Source organism: Micromonospora pisi, from assembly GCF_003633685.1.
Taxonomy (GTDB): Bacteria; Actinomycetota; Actinomycetes; order Mycobacteriales; family Micromonosporaceae; genus Micromonospora_G; species Micromonospora_G pisi.
The window spans coordinates 1162565-1177953 of the sequence record NZ_RBKT01000001.1; the positions used below are offsets into that span (position 1 = coordinate 1162565).

At 66.7% G+C, this 15389-nt stretch carries 15 protein-coding genes and 2 pseudogenes; 11 read left to right on the forward strand and 6 right to left on the reverse strand.

Annotated features, from left to right (window positions below; all coding sequences use genetic code 11):
- Nucleotides 1–115: 115 nt before the first annotated feature.
- Nucleotides 116–3484 (reverse strand): DNRLRE domain-containing protein, encoded by a 3369-nt coding sequence (locus tag BDK92_RS04505; RefSeq protein ID WP_170208494.1) that lies wholly within the window; start codon nucleotides 3482–3484, stop codon nucleotides 116–118.
- A 172-nt stretch (nucleotides 3485–3656) separates the two neighbouring features.
- Here BDK92_RS04505 and BDK92_RS04510 point away from each other — a divergent pair, with 172 nt between their 5' ends.
- The gene (locus tag BDK92_RS04510; RefSeq protein WP_147456909.1) at nucleotides 3657–4472 is read left to right on the forward strand and encodes an AfsR/SARP family transcriptional regulator; all 816 of its coding nucleotides are present in this window, start codon (nucleotides 3657–3659) and stop codon (nucleotides 4470–4472) included.
- Between the two features lie 488 nt (nucleotides 4473–4960).
- Here BDK92_RS04510 and BDK92_RS04515 read toward each other — a convergent pair whose 3' ends face one another.
- Entirely contained in the window at nucleotides 4961–5338 is a 378-nt protein-coding gene (locus BDK92_RS04515; RefSeq protein ID WP_121154860.1) for a hypothetical protein, read from the reverse strand.
- Nucleotides 5335–6593: pseudogene (locus BDK92_RS04520) on the reverse strand (IS256 family transposase). The gene BDK92_RS04515 and the pseudogene BDK92_RS04520 overlap by 4 nt, the downstream one beginning before the upstream one ends.
- Before the next feature lie 100 nt (nucleotides 6594–6693).
- Here BDK92_RS04520 and BDK92_RS38810 point away from each other — a divergent pair.
- The 5 genes from BDK92_RS38810 to BDK92_RS04535 all read left to right on the forward strand — a co-directional run bounded on the left by BDK92_RS38810 (nucleotide 6694) and on the right by BDK92_RS04535 (nucleotide 9793).
- Nucleotides 6694–6834 (forward strand): hypothetical protein, encoded by a 141-nt coding sequence (locus BDK92_RS38810; protein WP_170208495.1) that lies wholly within the window; start codon nucleotides 6694–6696, stop codon nucleotides 6832–6834.
- 65 nt (nucleotides 6835–6899) lie between these two features.
- Nucleotides 6900–7808, forward strand: a complete 909-nt coding sequence (locus BDK92_RS04525) for a recombinase family protein (protein ID WP_425462292.1) — start codon at nucleotides 6900–6902, stop codon at nucleotides 7806–7808.
- 130 nt (nucleotides 7809–7938) lie between these two features.
- Nucleotides 7939–9030: an integrase core domain-containing protein gene (locus BDK92_RS04530; protein ID WP_121154863.1), complete on the forward strand. Its 1092-nt coding sequence runs from the start codon at nucleotides 7939–7941 to the stop codon at nucleotides 9028–9030.
- Between the two features lie 43 nt (nucleotides 9031–9073).
- A complete protein-coding gene (locus BDK92_RS38815) occupies nucleotides 9074–9214 on the forward strand; it encodes a hypothetical protein (protein ID WP_170208496.1) in 141 nt (46 codons plus the stop codon).
- 12 nt (nucleotides 9215–9226) lie between these two features.
- Entirely contained in the window at nucleotides 9227–9793 is a 567-nt protein-coding gene (locus BDK92_RS04535) for a hypothetical protein (protein WP_121154865.1), read from the forward strand.
- Between the two features lie 225 nt (nucleotides 9794–10018).
- Here the strand turns inward: BDK92_RS04535 and BDK92_RS04540 are convergent, their stop codons facing one another.
- Complete coding sequence (locus BDK92_RS04540) at nucleotides 10019–10789, reverse strand: DUF6193 family natural product biosynthesis protein (RefSeq protein WP_147456910.1); 771 nt, start codon at nucleotides 10787–10789, stop codon at nucleotides 10019–10021.
- A 129-nt stretch (nucleotides 10790–10918) separates the two neighbouring features.
- On the opposite strand from BDK92_RS04540, the gene BDK92_RS39600 reads away from it, so the two are divergent.
- The 5 genes from BDK92_RS39600 (at nucleotide 10919) to BDK92_RS04560 (ending at nucleotide 14838) form a co-directional block, all read left to right on the forward strand.
- Nucleotides 10919–11080 (forward strand): hypothetical protein, encoded by a 162-nt coding sequence (locus tag BDK92_RS39600; RefSeq protein WP_211349077.1) that lies wholly within the window; start codon nucleotides 10919–10921, stop codon nucleotides 11078–11080.
- 225 nt (nucleotides 11081–11305) lie between these two features.
- On the forward strand, nucleotides 11306–11806 hold the full coding sequence (locus BDK92_RS39605) for a hypothetical protein (RefSeq protein WP_211349079.1): 501 nt from the start codon (nucleotides 11306–11308) through the stop codon (nucleotides 11804–11806).
- Nucleotides 11807–12350: 544 nt separating this feature from the next.
- A complete protein-coding gene (locus BDK92_RS40745; RefSeq protein ID WP_281278614.1) occupies nucleotides 12351–12473 on the forward strand; it encodes a hypothetical protein in 123 nt (40 codons plus the stop codon).
- A complete protein-coding gene (locus BDK92_RS04555) occupies nucleotides 12443–13540 on the forward strand; it encodes an integrase core domain-containing protein (protein WP_121154873.1) in 1098 nt (365 codons plus the stop codon). Before BDK92_RS40745 ends, BDK92_RS04555 begins: the two co-directional genes overlap by 31 nt.
- A gap of 47 nt (nucleotides 13541–13587) precedes the next feature.
- On the forward strand, nucleotides 13588–14838 hold the full coding sequence (locus BDK92_RS04560; RefSeq protein WP_211349080.1) for a carboxylesterase family protein: 1251 nt from the start codon (nucleotides 13588–13590) through the stop codon (nucleotides 14836–14838).
- 124 nt (nucleotides 14839–14962) lie between these two features.
- On the opposite strand, the pseudogene BDK92_RS04565 reads toward BDK92_RS04560, so the two are convergent.
- Nucleotides 14963–15247 (reverse strand): annotated as a pseudogene (locus tag BDK92_RS04565) (macro domain-containing protein); the annotation flags it as partial.
- Entirely contained in the window at nucleotides 15190–15345 is a 156-nt protein-coding gene (locus BDK92_RS38820; protein ID WP_170208497.1) for a hypothetical protein, read from the reverse strand. The pseudogene BDK92_RS04565 and the gene BDK92_RS38820, both read right to left, overlap by 58 nt.
- Nucleotides 15346–15389: the final 44 nt, after the last annotated feature.

Genomic DNA, 15389 nt, shown 5'->3' on the forward strand with positions numbered 1-15389 from the left:
TACAGCGCTCACCGCGCTCCTCCCCAACGACGTGCTGAACTGACGACCCGATCCGGTCGCGTTACCGCAAGTGATTTCTCTGCTGTCGCGAAACTCGTCGCGTTACTGGTTCGCGTTACTGCAGGGCGTGTTGATTGATCTTCGAGTCAGGCCAGACCTGCTGGACGGCGTAGACATGATCGAGGTCGCCGTCCCAGCGGTCCGCCGGGGCCGCGCTCTGCCATGCCCGGCCGATGGCGAAGGCCCCGGTAGCCGACCAGGCGGTACCGGCGGCCGCTTCCGCGTACGATCCGCCAATGTCCGGGGTCCCGTTGACGTACAGTTCGACCTTGCCGTTGGGCTTGTCGTAGACGCCGACCAGGCTCACCCAGTCCCCCGGCACGACGTAGTCCGTGGTGCAGGCAGCCGATGACGCTGAGCCGGCCGAATCGCCGGCTTTGACCGTGAAACACCATGCTGGGTCAAGCACACCGTCGCCGTTCAGGTCCCTGTCGGCGCGGTAGCCGAGCCGGAACATCGATGTCTGGGTGCCGTCCTGCGAGACGGCGGTCTGCCAGTCGCCGGAGCCGTTGACCCGAACCCAGGCCGCCACGGTGAACCCGGCCGCGGCGGTTGTGTTCAACACCGGCGACGATGTACTCACATCCCCGGCACCGGTAAGCGACACCGCGGCCGCACCGACTCGGCCGGGCGAGGTCCAGGTCACCCCGGAGGGGCTGAACGTGGCCGGTCGGGTATTCGGCACCGATCCCGCCGTCGTCCCTGTTGCCTCGTCGAGGTTCCAGGCCCAGGTGTCGCTGCTCGGGGCGACCAGGAACTGATACACCTTCGGGTCGGAGGTGGCGCCCGCGCTGTTGCGCGACTGCACCTGCAACACGTTCAGCCCGTCCTTGGCAGGGGTGATCGACTGGGTTGTGGAGCTGCCGACAATCTCCCGCACGGACAGGTCGTCCCAGTACACCGCCTTGTTCGTGCTGGCTGCGAACCCGTTGTAGAGCCGGATGAAAGCCTGGGTCGCACCCGTCGGAATACTCATCGTCACGGACAGTTTCTGCCACCCGTCCACGGCCGTCGGTCGGGCCGACTGGGTCTCGCTGTACACCCCGTTGTGCTGGTTGATCGCCACGATCCGCAGGCCCCGCTGCTCGGTCGGGTTGAGCCCGGTCGCGGCCGGGACGTAGATCCAACCGGTGATCGTGTACCGCTTGCCGGCCTGCATTCCCAGCGCCATCACGTACTCGGAGCCCAGGACCGCTCGGGTGTCGCCCTTGGTGCTCTCTGGCGTGGCGGTGGTGCCCGGAACCACCTGCAACGAGGTCGGACTGTTGTGTCCGAGCGATGTGCTTCGCGTGTTCACCACGTTGCCGCTGGCAAAACCGGTCAGGTCGGTCGACACCTGCTGCTGGTTCGGAGTCAGCAACTCCGTCTGTGACGCACCGGCGGGGATCGTCACCGGGCTCCCCGAGTTCAGGCTGTAGACGTACTCCGAGACATCCGCCGAACCATTCGGCCCGAAGGTGAAGGACCCGGCCTGCCCCGGTCCACCGTTCCATGTCCCGGTCGACTTCTCCGCGTACGGCGAGCCGGACACCGCCGGCAACGACGGGTCCTGCGTATTCACCGTGAAGGTGAACCACGCTGAGTAGTCGCCACAGGTGTACGAATCGCAGCCACGTACCCGCCACTGATACGTGGCGTCCGGCAGCGAGGCCCCGGAGACCGGCACCACGCGCCAGGCTCGGGCCGAGCCGGACGTCACACCCGTCACCGCCGTACCGGACTTCGCCTTTACCGTGGTCCGAGCGTTGTCGTAAACCTCGTACTCGGCGCGCAGCGTGCCGGCGTCCGGATCCGACACCGTCGCCGACAGCTGGGGCGCGCCCGAGCGCACCACCGCAGGCGAGGAGCAGGCCGAGTAGCACGAGTCAACCGACAGGTTGCCCGGCACGTTCGGCTTACGATTCCAGGTCAACGTCACGTACGGCCGGTTCGAGGACGCCTCGGACGAGTTGAACCGCTTCCACCCGTTGTGGTTGGACTCGCTCGTCGCCCGCAGGCCGATGTTCGTGGTCGAGTCACCCACATCGAAGGTGTGTTGGAAGGTGTTCTTCACCGACGCCGACACCCAGCCCGCACCGCAGCCGCTGTAGCCCTTCGTCCCTGTCGACGTACCGTCCTTCTCCGCCCAGGTCGGTTGGCTGCCCCAACGCGCGCTGTAGGTGACGTACGACGTCCGCCACGCCTCCCACTGAGTGGCGGTACACGACCACGAGTGGCTGTTCCAGAGGAACAGCTCAGCCGAAACCACGCTCGCGCCCTTGTAGCTGTCCATGAAGTGGAAGCTGAGGAAGGACCGCGCGGTGCAACCAGATCCGCACCCGCCATCGGCGTCGTCGTTGTAGCCGAGCTTCAACTCCACGTCGCCCGACATGTCCGTCGACGAGATCGTGTTCTGAACGAAAGCGTCATAGGCCGGGGTGAGGTTGACCGGAGGATCGATGGTCACCGGATAGATCAGCTGGGGGTCTTGGAAAAATGCGGGGTCCGGCGTGAGGACCAGATCGGTTCCACTCGCGCCAGCGGTCGTGGACATCGGCACGGCTTCCCGGTGCGCCGGCTCCCCGGAAGCGGGTGACACCCGCGCATCCCACATCTGCGCCGCCGGCACCACCGCCGAGGCTCCCGATGCCGCCCGCAACTCGATCCCGCCACCGGCCAACGGAGTCGGCGTGAGGCCACCCGTCCGCCACGGCATCGAAACCGAGGCGACATTTGCGGCACCTTGCGCGTTTTTGGCGATCAGGGAGTACTCGTAACCGGCGGACCGCGCCTCGATCACCAGGTCGACCCCGGGCTTGACCTCCTGATACGTCGCCCGGTTATCGACCAGGACCGGGTCTGGCAGGTCGCCACGCCATCCGAGGTCGGTGCGCTCGTCGCCCGCACCCAGCGTCACCAGGGTGTCCGTCTCCGTCGACCTGGCACCCGAAAGCCGCAACGGCCGAGCCGAAACCCGCGGCCCGATACTGCCGTCCGATTTGCGCTCCATCGTCAGGTCGATATCGGCCCACCGACCCGAGTCCTCGCGGACCCGCTCCGGGGTCAGGCTCACGGTCGACTTGTACGTCCCGTCGGGCTGTGCCCAGGTCAGCGAGGTCTCGGTGGTCAGATCGGTAACCAGCACGGGGCGACGGGTCTTGTACGCCAGCGCGCTCGCCGCGGTCTCGTCCGCAGCGGTCAACTCCGCCTGGGTTGACGTCCCGGATACGGGCGGGACAACCGCCAGCGGGGCCGCCACCGCCACGGACGCACCCACTGCGGGAGTCACCGCTGCGGTTGCCAGCACCGCGCCAACCACCACTGCCCGCAGCACCCAGCCGAACCGGAACGGCCGGGGCACCGAGACGCCGAAGCACCAGGATCGAGCCCGGCTCTCCCGCCCGCCCGGCCCCACGTCGAACTTCCGGCCTGTCCCGCCGCCCATGTACTCCCCCTCGTTCCAGCAATCGGCCTGAGCCTGACGGCTGGATGCGCGTGCGGGGCGCACGCTGCGCATCTGGGCTGCACATTCACGACGTCAACTGACTGTGGCCCCTCTTGCAGCTACCAGCCCGCGCCCTCTAGCTTCTTGATCGACACTGCAGGTGGGGGACCTGATGGAACTGAGATTCGCCCTACTGGGGGCACTGGAAACAACGGTCGACGGCAGCGACTTGATCTTGGCGTCGGCGATGATGCGTGGGGTGCTGGCGGTCCTGCTACTCGCCGGCGGTCAGCGGGTCACCATCGACCGGCTCGGCCAAGCCCTCTGGTCCACACCACCCAAATCCGCCGCGTCAAACCTGCGCAGCTACCTCGCCCGGTTGCGCGTCACCTTGCGCAACGCCCACCCGGACCTCGCCACAAGGCTCGTCACCATGGGCCACGAGGGCGGCTACCGCCTCATCCTCAACAGCCACGAGTTGGACAGCCGACTCTTCGCCGACCTCGCCAGACGCGGCCGCGACCACTTACTCAACCGGGACTATGCCCTCGCCGAGATAACACTCCGCGAAGCGCTGGCACTGTGGCGCGGTTCCGCGGGCCAGGACCTCGCCGCAGCCGGGACCCTAGGACAGCAACTCACACACCTGAACGAACAACGCGTCGTCGCCATCGAAGACCTCGTCGACGCCCGCCTAGCCCTTGGCGCGACCACCGACCTACTCACCGACACCCGCGCCCTGGTCCTCGAACATCCCCTACGCGACCGCCCATGGGAACAACTCATGCGGGCGCTCTACCTCGCCGGAGACCCAGCCGGAGCGCTCGACGCCTACCAACAGGCCCGACGGAGTTTCAATGACGCACTCGGCATGGAACCCGCCAACCGCTTACAGAAACTCCAGACCGCGATCCTGCGCCGCGACGAACACGCCATCGAACCAACCGCGATGACCTTGCCCGGACGCACCCGAACATGCGACATCTGACGACGTGCGGCACGCCGACGGCGCTCACGACTCAAGCAATCGTGTCTAATCGGCTCTGACCCCTTGGAAGAGGTCAGCTCCACGACAAAGCCCGCCAGTGAGCGCTTCCGACTTCGGGAAGAGGTCCAGACCACGACCCACGCCGGACGGTGACCGCTTCCGGTTTTCGGAAGCGGTCAGGTCTCCGCATCACTCCTGACCAACGCCTTGATCAAAAAGCTACATTGATCCACACCTTCGAATCGAAGGCCACAGAGATCAACTCGGCACCTGCTCCCAGTTCTGCTCCCAAGGAAACGTTCAGTAGGTCAGAAGCTCCTTACAAACCTCTCCCCCGCACCTGACTCCATCAGGAAAGATAGAGAACAGTTGACGTCCGTTCAGTGCCGTTGCACTCTTCATGTCAAGGAACGGTCCGCGACGCTCTGACCAGCACGGGAGGAATCGTCAAGACCTGTGGATCGGTGAGTTCGCAGTGAGGTTGGCTGCTACTTCGGGTCGTCGGTCTGCCACGGGTGGAGGAACTGCTCGGGCCGGAGGTTCCATGCTTCGAGGGCTGCGACGAGTTGGGCCTCGCCGGTGACGGTGGTGGCTTGCACGAGGATCGCGCCGATGTCGTAGTCGAAGCCGGCGATCTGGTCGGCGTCGTATTCCCAGTGCTCCAGCTTGAAGGTGCGCTCACGGTCGGATCGGGTCCAGCCCTGCCGTCGCGCGTCGGCGTCGGCGGCGGTCGTGATGGGTCGGATGTCGACGAACGCTCGCCGGCCTGGTCCGGAGGCGGTCACCTCGGTCACCACGCGTCGACCGAGGCGCAGCGCGGTCAGCTTGTCGGTGGGCCACTGCGGCCGGCTGCCACCCGTGGTCATGCTGCGACCTGCTCGGCGGGGCGCTCGACGAGGTGACCGTTGACGAACGTGGCTCCGGCGCGGACGAGGGCGACGAGGTGGGGTGCGTTGACGGCTCTCCACCGGTCCTGGGCGGCCTCGATGAGCTTGAACGCCATCGCGAGACCGGCGGCACGGCTGCCGGGGCCTTTGGTGACGCGGGTGCGGTGCCGGACGGTGGCGAAGGTGGACTCGATCGGGTTGGAAGTGCGCAGGTGCACCCAGTGTTCGGCCGGGTAGTCATAGAACGTCAGCAGCACGTCGAGGTTGTTGGTGACCTTGGTGACGGCCTTGCCGAACTTCACGCCGTACAGGTCGGCGAACCGCTTCGCGGCGAGCTGGGCGTGGGTCTTGTTTTCGGCGCCCCAGATCTCGGCCAGGGCGGCCTTCGCGCCCGGATGCGCCGACTTGGGCAACGCCGCGAGCACGTTCGCGGTCTTGTGGACCCAGTCGCGCTGCTCGCGGGTGTCGGGGAACACCTCGCGCAGCGCGGCCCAGAACCCCAGAGCGCCGTCGCCGGTCGCGAGGACGGGGGCGCGCATACCGCGACGGGCGCAGTCGCGCAGCAGATCGGCCCAGGAGCCGGTCGACTCGCGGTAGCCGTCGGCCAGGGCGACCAGTTCCTTGGTGCCGTCGGCGCGGACACCGACGATGACCAGCAGGCAGAGTTTGTCCTCGTCGAGGCGAACGTTGACGTGGATGCCGTCGGCCCACACGTACACGTAGTCGACCTGCGAGAGGTCCCGTTTGCGCCAGGTGTGGTAGTCGTCGGTCCACTGCGCGGTCAACCGGGTGATCGCCGCGGCTGACAGGCCGGCGGCCGAGCCGAGGAACTGCTCCAACGCCGGCACGAAGTCCCCGGATGACAGACCGTGCAGGTACAGCAGCGGCAGCACCTCGGCCACCTTCGGGCTCTTGCGGCACCATGGCGGCAGGATCGACGACCGGAACCGCCGGCGCTCGCCGGTGGCCGGGTCGGTGCGCTTGTCGTTGACCCGCGGCGCGACCACCTCGATTGCCCCGCCGACGTCATCACGTGCCGAGCCTGGGCGTGGCCGTTACGCACCACCAGACGCCGGCCCCGCTCGTCACGCTCGGACGCCAACTCGGCCAGATACGCATCGACCTCGGCCTCCAACGCGGCGGCCAACATCCGCCGCGCCCCCTCACGAACGACCTCATCCAGCAGCGAGATGCCATCGCGTCGCTGCCCGTCCTCGGCAACTACAGTCAGCACCGGCGTGCCTTCCCGACCGACGCGCCAACGTCGGCCTTGCTCGAGACCTACACGAATCGATCACCGGGAAGCTACGCCCTTCCCGGCCGATCCACAGGTCTTGAGCATTGCTCAGCAACACGCCTTCCTCTGTGCCCTGACCCTGGAATTCCTCTGGCAGAAACTGACCCGCCCCACGACGCCGGCGCAGCGCACACCGATCGACGCCCAGCAACCGACGCTAGCCGCCGAGCCACGCTGACGCCGATTCGCTCACCGAGTTCAACGACATAGTCCACGCGCTCACGGCGGCTCGCGGTGATCCGTATGCAGGCTGAGCCTTGTGTGAGGCGGACCGCCTGTCCGCCCTCACCACAGGGATTGCTCGATACAAATGTCAACGTGTCGAACAAGTGTGAAGATCTTAAGGATTCCCTGGCCCAGTGGCTGAACAAGCGGTCGGAGGCGGGTATACAGCCGCACGCCCGCCAGCGAGGTAGTCTGCGGTTTGCGTTCTACGGTCGGATGTCGACGGTCGAGCACCAGGACCAGGTGACGTCCCGGCACTGGCAGCTGGACTGCGCCAGCGAACTCGTATCGGGCCACGGTGCGATCGTTGCCGAATACTTCGACGTGGGCTGCTCTCGCCGCCGAACTTGGCGGGGCCGCCCGCAGTCCGCCGCCCTGCTGGCCGCGCTCGGCGATCCGTACCGTGGGTTCGACGCAATCGTCGTAGGCGAGTACGAGCGGGCGTTCTCGGCGGGTCAGCTGCTGGACCTGGTGCCGCTACTCGAGCAGCACGGCGTGCAGCTGTGGCTACCCGAGACAAATGGGCCCGTCGACCGCCACAATCCAACCCACCGGGCGCTGATCATGTTGCTTGGCGCCCAGTCAAAACGCGAGGTGCAGCGTTCCCGGTTCCGAGTTCTCACCGCGATGCGCGCTCAAACACGGGAGCAGGGACGCTACCTCGGTGGTAGGCCACCGTACGGCTACCGGCTCGTCGACGCCGGTCCCCACCCCAACGCGGCACACGCCCGATGGGGTCGTCGACTCCAGCGCCTCGAACCTGACCCAGCCACGGCCGCTCATGTGCGGTGGATGTTCACACAACGACTGGCCGGCCAGAGCCTCGCTAGCATCGCTCGCGCCCTGAACGACACCGCCGTTGCCTGCCCGTCCAGTGTCGACCCCAACCGCAACCGTCACCGCTCCAGGGAGCTGTGGACCCTGTGAGTGCCGAAAAGCTCATCCGTCCTGGCCGCAGCCATCTAAATCATCGAGGTGGAAGGCTCCGCTGAAGACGTGGAACCTCTCGGCTGGATCGCGACGGTTGTCTACGTCGAGTACTGCGCGACGAGGGGGTGTGCTGTTTCGACTGGCCTACCTCGGCGTGACCAACACCCTCGCCCTGCTACGACTGCTACCCATGAGCGACCACGACAAAGACGCCGAAATCCTCGCGCTCCGGCACCAGATCACGGTCCTCAAACGACAACCGCACGGCGACCGCGTCCAACTCACCCCGGCGGACCGGGCATGGTTGGCCGCCCTGCTACACCCGTTGCCGCGAACCGCACTGAACCACCCGCGGCTACTGATCCGCCCCGAGACGGTGCTGCGCCGGCACCTGACCGCCCGCCGACACGCCAGACATTCCCACCCCCACCAACTCGGGCGACCACGAACAGTCCGGTCCATCCGTCGGCTCGTCCTGCGCCTAGCCTCGGAGAACGCCACCTGGGGATACCGCCGCACCCACGGCGAACTGCTCGTCCTGGGCGTCAAGGTCGCCGCCTCCACCATCTGGAAGATCCTGAAGGATGCCGGAGTCGATCCGGCACCTCAACGCACCAGCAGCACGTGGGCGGCGTTCCTACGATCCCAGGCGCAGGCCGTCATCGCCGCCGACTTCATCGAAACGACCACCCTGACCGGCGCCCGCCTCTACGTCCTGGCGGTCATCGAACACGCCACCCGCCGCATCCGGATCCTCGGCGCCACCACACATCCCACCGCAGCCTGGGTGACCCAGACCGCCCGGAATCTGGTCATGGACCTCGAAGACGCGAGACGCCCGGTGAAATACCTGATCCGCGACCGGGACGGCAAATACCCGACCCTGTTCGACCGGGTGCCCGCCGACGCCGGCATCACCGTGGTACACACAGGCGTCCGGACACCCCGGATGAACGCGATCAAGGAACGCTGGATACGGACCTGCCGACGTGAACTCCTCGACCGGACACTGATTCTCAACCAGCGACATCTACTACACCCGCTCCGCGAGTACGAGGTCTTCTACAACGAACACAGGCCTCATCAGGGCGTCGCCAACGCCCGGCCACTCGCCCCACTACCCAAACCGATCACCGCCCCGGACCGGATCGCCCACCTGAACATCCACCGACGTGACCGCCTCGCCGGCATCATCCACGAGTACGAACATGCCGCCTGACCTGCCTGGATGACATTTTCGGCAGGTACAAGGTGTCGGCCTGGTGCTCGCGCGCCGATCATGCCTGCTCAGGCGCGGCGGCGCCGACACGATCCGCGCCGTGGCGCCAGACGATCTGTTCGAGGTCGCGGCAGCGGTGGCCATGCATGGCTATTTGCGGATGCGTCCGCTCGGCTTGGAATGACACACTCCCGGAGTGGAGAGCTTCCAGTGCGCGCGGTGCGGGAACGAGTTAAGCGTTCCGTTGCGGCTGGTCGAGATGCCCGCCGGACCGCACTGGTCGCTGCTGGACCACCACCATGTGAACCCTCCGCGGCTCCGACCCGGCACCTATGCGATCGACGCGGCCGTCTACGGCCGTGATCAGGTCGTCGGCACGTTCGTGCTTTCGCCCGGCGACGTCCGCGGCACACGATTCGTCCACGACCTCGTCCAGGTCGGCTGCTGGTCTCTCGTGGGATGGGACCCTTGCGTAGCCTGCGAGAAGTGCGGCGCCTTGGTCGCTTCTCGAACCGACGACTGCAATGTGGCTCAGGAGACGCGCCTCTATCCATCTATGGTCGTCCGGACGACCTGCGACGATAAGGCCGACACCATCCCAGGCCCGTTCGCGTTGATCGCCGACTGGGACAACGAAGCGCCCGACACCAGACGACACGGCTGGGTGCCCAAACCCGTCCGGCCGCGACCGGAACTCACCGCCACCCGCTGGGGCAGCCGAGATGTGAAATCGGATCTCTACCGGGACGACCCACCTGCCTGACCGAACGGCCAGGATCGGCCCACCATGCGGCATACGGTATCGGCCGGCACCCCGGCCGCCGCTACCTGGCTCATCGCCGAGAGGCGCACGTTGCCGCATGTTTGATGCAGCTCATGATCGCGGCTGGGACGTGGCACCAGCAGCTTGACCGACCTGAGCCCGCATAGCAGAGTCGGCCTTCCGCCCCGGACGTGGTTTCCGGTCCGGCTTCCCACTCGAAGCCAACTACGCCTGCACGTCCCGGTCCATCGCCGTGAGCACCAGCGCGACGCTCTCCTGGGCGGGCGCAGGCCCCAGCACACCGGCCACGGAATCCGTGTCCCAACCCGTCCTGCCCATTGGCCCGTCCGGGTAAAGCTGGCGGCGATCCGCGCCCGCAATCAAGTAGCGGCCCTCGCCGAGCGGCCGTACCCATGCCAATGCCCGGCTCTGTCCGTTGGGCACCGATCGCCGGAAGCCGAGATCGTAGTGGCTGGTAAAGACATACAACGCACGCAGCCGTGGCTCACCCGAAGCCGCTACGAGGAAGTCGTGCAGACCGTACAGGTGCCGCGCCCGGGGCGGCGGCGGGTCGAGCAGCCGCTGCCACCGAAATGCGATCGCCTCGGCTTCACCGCGTTCGAACGCCTCGGCGAACGGACCGAAGCTCACGAACGGCCAGGTCGCCCCGAGCTGCCGGAGCCTGGCACCGTCCAGGAACATGGAAATGGCTGCGGCGGCATCCCGGAGATCGGCGGTATGGCCGTGGGCCATCTGAAAGCCCGGCGTCCAGAAGTCGAGACCGAATGCGCGATCACCGGAAGTCATGTGGACACTCACGTGCCGGTCACCGGCGCGTACGACCGCGTGTGTCAACACCCACCCCGGCGACTCCACATGCTGCGCGCGCAGCAGCATGCCAGTCGAGTCGAACTCGTGCTGCAGGGCGCTCCGAAGGTCACCAGCCGCAGTGACATCTGGATAGTGCGAATAGTCGAGCCCGTCCATTTCCGGCATCGTCCCATCATGACGCGCGCCGCGCTGCCGTCGGGGCCCGGGAGCCAGCCATCGGCTCTGCGACTCGACATCCGGATCTGCTTGCGATGCGCGCGTCGCTGCAAACTGCGTGCCCGTACGATCATGTCCGTGCACACCACCGCGCTGGCGCCGGTCGACATGGACGCGGTCTTCCCACAGCTACGTGCGTACAAGCGGACCACCACCCGGCTGCATCCGCGCAAGGGCTCGCCGTCTGTCGACCAAAGCTCGGTGGGCGGGCCGCAACTGTGGCCAACGGACGAACCATAGCCGACCTGTGGCGACGCGGGTCTGGACGAGCACCCGGCCGGCACCCCGGTGCCCCTCGTCCCCGTCCTGCAGCTGTTCGCCGAAGATGTCCCAGACCTGCCGTTCCCAGAAGGCTCGGACGCGCTGCAGCTGCTGTGGTGCCCCTTTGACCATTATCCCTTCAGCGCGCCTGTTCCTCGGCTGCGCTGGCGACTGCGGTCGACGATCGGACCCCGGCCGGCGGCGATGCCGGCACCGCACCCCGACGCCGACACCCGGTACGTGCCCTACCCGTGTGGCATCGACCCCGAGCAGGTTGTCGAGTACCCCTCCTACGACCTGCCCGAAGAGGTGTGGTCCCAGATCCGGGACACGATAGGCCGTGTCGAGGCCGACACCGGCTGGCAGTACGACACCGACCTGGCGGTCGCCTCCGGCATCAAGATCGGCGGCTACCCCGGCTGGACCCAGTCACCCGACTGGCCGGTCTGCGCCTGCGGCATCCAGATGCACCACCTGCTCACCGTTGCCAGCTGGGAGTTCAGTCGAGGCGACGAGCACCGTTGGATTCCGATCGAGGACCGACACTCCATGAACGGCTGGAACTTCGACAGCCCCGATGACCACCCGTGGCGAGCGCTGCAGAACCCCACAGGTCTCATGCTCGGCGACGCCGGAGGAATCTGCGTCTTCGTCTGCACATCCTGTCCGGACCGCCCCTACGACCACCGATTCGACTGCTCCTAACCCGACCCGCCCAACCCGCCCCCTCCTCTTCTCCTGCAGTGAGGGTGTGAAGCGGCCCACCAACCCGTGTACGTGGGCAAGCCTGAGCACTTCCGACTTTGGGAAGAGGTCCAGACCACGACACGAGCCGGACGGTGACCGCTTCCGGTTTTCGGAAGCGGTCAGGTCTCCGCATCACTCCTGACCAACGCCTTGATCAAAAAGCTACGTCGACCCACACCTTCGAATCGAAGGCCACAGAGATCAACTCGGCGCCTGCTCCCAGTTCCGCTCCCAAGGAAACGTTCAGCAGGTCAGAAGCTCCTTACAGACCGCTCCCCCGCACCTGACTCCATCAGGAGAGATAGAGAACCGTTGACGTCCGTTCTGCGCCGTTGCACTCTTCATGTCAAGGAACGGTCCGCGACCCTCTGACCAGCACGAATGCAACGCCCCTGGTAGACGCCAGGACGATCGCAGCAGCTCAACCAGGTTGAACGCCGTTCAGCTCCGTTGGGCGCTGTGGGTGCCGACAATCTCATCCGTCCTGGTCACAGCCATCTTCATGATCGAGGTGGAAGCCGCCGGTGGAGACGCGGAACCTCTCGGCTGGATCGCGATGTTCCGTCTGCGTCGAGCACTGCGCGACGATGAGGTGTGCTGTTTCGACTGGCGTACCTCGGCGTGACCAATGCGCTCGCCCTACTACGGCTGCTGCCGATGAGTGACCGCGACAAGGACACAGAGATCCTCGCACTGCGGCACCAGATCATGGTCCTGCAACGACAACTGCACAGTGACCGGGTCCGGTTCACCCCAGCCGACCGGGCGTGGCTGGCAGTCCTACTACACCCGCTACCGCGCGGCGTACTGAACCACCTGCGGCTACTGGTAAGCCCGGACACGGTCCTGCGCTGGCACCGGGATCTGATCGCTCGCCGGCACGCCCGGCGTTCCCGGCCCCACCAGACCGGACGGCCACGAACCGTCCGGTCGGTCCGCCGGCTGGTCCTGCGCCTGGCCCGGGAGAACAGCACCTGGGGATACCGCAGGATCCACGGCGAACTGCTCGTGCTGGGCGTCAAGGTCGCCGCGTCCACCGTCTGGGAGATCCTCCACCAGGCGGGTGTCGATCCGGCACCCGAGCGCACCACCAGCACGTGGGCCACGTTCCTGCGCACCCAGGCACAGGCCGTCATCGCCGCCGACTTCTTCGAGACGACCACGCTGACCGGGGCCCGCCTCTACGTCCTCGCGGTCATCGACCATGCCACCCGCCGGGTCCGGATCCTCGGTGCGACTGCGCACCCGACCGCGGCATGGGTGGCCCAGATCGCCCGCAACCTGGTCATGGACCTCGAAGACGCGGGCTGCCCGGTGAAGTACCTGATCCGCGACAGGGACGGCAAGTATCCGGCCGCGTTCGACACGATTCTCGCCGACGCCGGCATCACCGTGGTACGCACCGGCGTCCGGATACCCCGGATGAACGCGATCATGGAACGCTGGGTACGGACCAGCCGCCGCGAACTCCTCGACCGGACACTGATCCTTAACCAGCGGCACCTACTGCATGCGCTGCGCGAGTACGAGATCTTCTACAACGAGCACCGCCCGCATCAGGGCATCGCCAACGTCCGACCACTCACACCGCTACCCGAACCGATCACCGACCCGCACCGGCTCGACCGCCTGAACATCCGTCGTCGTGACCGCCTCGGCGGCATCCTGCACGAATACGAACATGCGGCCTGACCTGCCCGGATGACATTTTCGGCAGGTACAGGGTCGACGGCGATGTAGTGCGAGCGCTGGGCATTCCATACGCGGAGGCGCCACGGTTCGCTCCTCCGGGTCAAGTCATGCGATACGAGACACCGGTCAACGCATTCCAGCGAGCGCCGGCCGCGCCACAACTGCCGCCGAAGCTGTTCGATCGGTTGATCGGCCGCGACGACCTGGGCACGACTGAGAACTGCCAGCGGCTGTCGGTCACCGCACCGGCCACCCTCGGCGATGACGAGCGGCTACCGGTACTGGTCTGGATCCACGGCGGCGGCAACGTCGCGGGAGCCGGTGATCTAGCCCAGTACGATCCCCGCGCGTTCGTGGCCGAACAGCGTGTGATCGTCGTCGCGGTCACCTATCGGCTCGGGATGCTCGGCTTCCTCGGTGACGGCGCCGACGTGCCTGCAAACCTTGGCCTGCTCGACCAGCTGACAGCACTGCGGTGGGTTCGGGACAACATCACCGCATTCGGTGGTAACCCCGATTTGGTCACAGTGTTCGGCCAGTCCTCGGGCGCGGACGCGATCGCGCACCTGATGATCAGCGACGGTGCAGAAGGGCTGTTCCGGCGGGTGATCATGCAGAGTGCCCCACTTGGCGTCACCACGGGCCGAGCCGCCATGACCGACGCGATGCTCGCGGCCGTCGGTGAGTTGTCACGGGACGCCCCGGTCGAGGAGATCATAGCGTTGCAGCCGGTGGCGGAGCGGGCAGCGCGACGGTTTGGGATGGCAAGCAGAATGCCGTTCGGGGTGCAGTACGGATTCCCGCCGGTACCGGGTGAGGCCGACCGGGATAGGGCCTGGCAAGAGGCGGCCCAGCGCGTCGATGTCTTGATCGGCTGCACTCTGGAGGAGACCGGCGTAGTCGCGGCCCTCGTTCCAGCCCTCAAGGGCGTGTTCCGATTGCCGGTGATCGGTAGCCGCGCGCGGCGGCTGATCGTGACGCCGTCCACCCGCAGCATGTACGACACGCCTGCCCGACGGTTTGTTGTCCGGCACCGAACGGCGGGTGGTCGCGCATCTCGGTACCGCATGACCTGGCGGCCATACGACAACGGTTACGGAGCCGCACACCTCACCGACCTGCCACTCTTGCTTGGCACACGCCAGGCATGGCAAGGCGCGGCGCTGCTCGGGTCAACTGACTGGGCTGACGTGGAAGGCCGGGGTTCCGTCGTTCGCCGTATCTGGGCCGAGTTCGCTAGAACCGGTACGGTGCCAGACATCCAGGCGAACGACACGATCACCGTCCTGCCGGACTGACAACGTCTGCCGATCATCACACCCCCTGAGCTTGGCAGCATCCGCTCATCGGCATGGTCGCGCACCCGACACTACGATCTTCGTTACGCTCGGTAATGCCCGGCTCGTGGCAGTTGCGGAGGTGTCAGTCGCTGCCGAGCGCTGTCGCTTGCGGGCGTTCCCGGGTGTCCTCGTCGAATGCGATGAGTCGTACCCGTTGAACCGCTGTTGGTGTGGCCTTGAGCGTTGCCACGGCGATCCGGGCTGCCTGGTTGGGAGGGAAGCCACACACGCCGGTGGCGATCGCGGGGAAGGCGACGGTCCGGGCGCCGAGTCCGTCGGCGAGTTGCGGGCTGCGTCGGTAGCGGGAGGCTAGGACGTCGGCTTCGCCGTGGTCACCGCCTTCCCAGATCGGCCCGACCGGCTGTAGGCGGCGATGACTTGCTCGGGGTCGGGGTCCGGGAGGTTGGTGATGTGGACCTTGATCCCGGCCAGCGCCCGGTTCTTGGCCTCCAGCGCACTTGACATCCTTGGCTGCGCCGGTCCGGCGTACGTACCGGTTGCGTTTGACC

Bases quoted from the DNA above. Each gene is read 5' to 3' on its own strand.
- BDK92_RS04505 (WP_170208494.1), bottom strand. From the start codon at position 3,484: ATGGGCGGCGGGACAGGCCGGAAGTTCGACGTGGGGCCGGGCGGGCGG.
- BDK92_RS04510 (WP_147456909.1), top strand. From the start codon at position 3,657: ATGGAACTGAGATTCGCCCTACTGGGGGCACTGGAAACAACGGTCGAC.
- BDK92_RS04515 (WP_121154860.1), bottom strand. From the start codon at position 5,338: ATGACCACGGGTGGCAGCCGGCCGCAGTGGCCCACCGACAAGCTGACC.
- BDK92_RS04525 (WP_425462292.1), top strand. From the start codon at position 6,900: ATGCAGGCTGAGCCTTGTGTGAGGCGGACCGCCTGTCCGCCCTCACCA.
- BDK92_RS04540 (WP_147456910.1), bottom strand. From the start codon at position 10,789: ATGCCGGAAATGGACGGGCTCGACTATTCGCACTATCCAGATGTCACT.
- BDK92_RS39605 (WP_211349079.1), top strand. From the start codon at position 11,306: ATGCCGGCACCGCACCCCGACGCCGACACCCGGTACGTGCCCTACCCG.
- BDK92_RS40745 (WP_281278614.1), top strand. From the start codon at position 12,351: ATGATCGAGGTGGAAGCCGCCGGTGGAGACGCGGAACCTCTCGGCTGG.
- BDK92_RS38820 (WP_170208497.1), bottom strand. From the start codon at position 15,345: ATGTCAAGTGCGCTGGAGGCCAAGAACCGGGCGCTGGCCGGGATCAAG.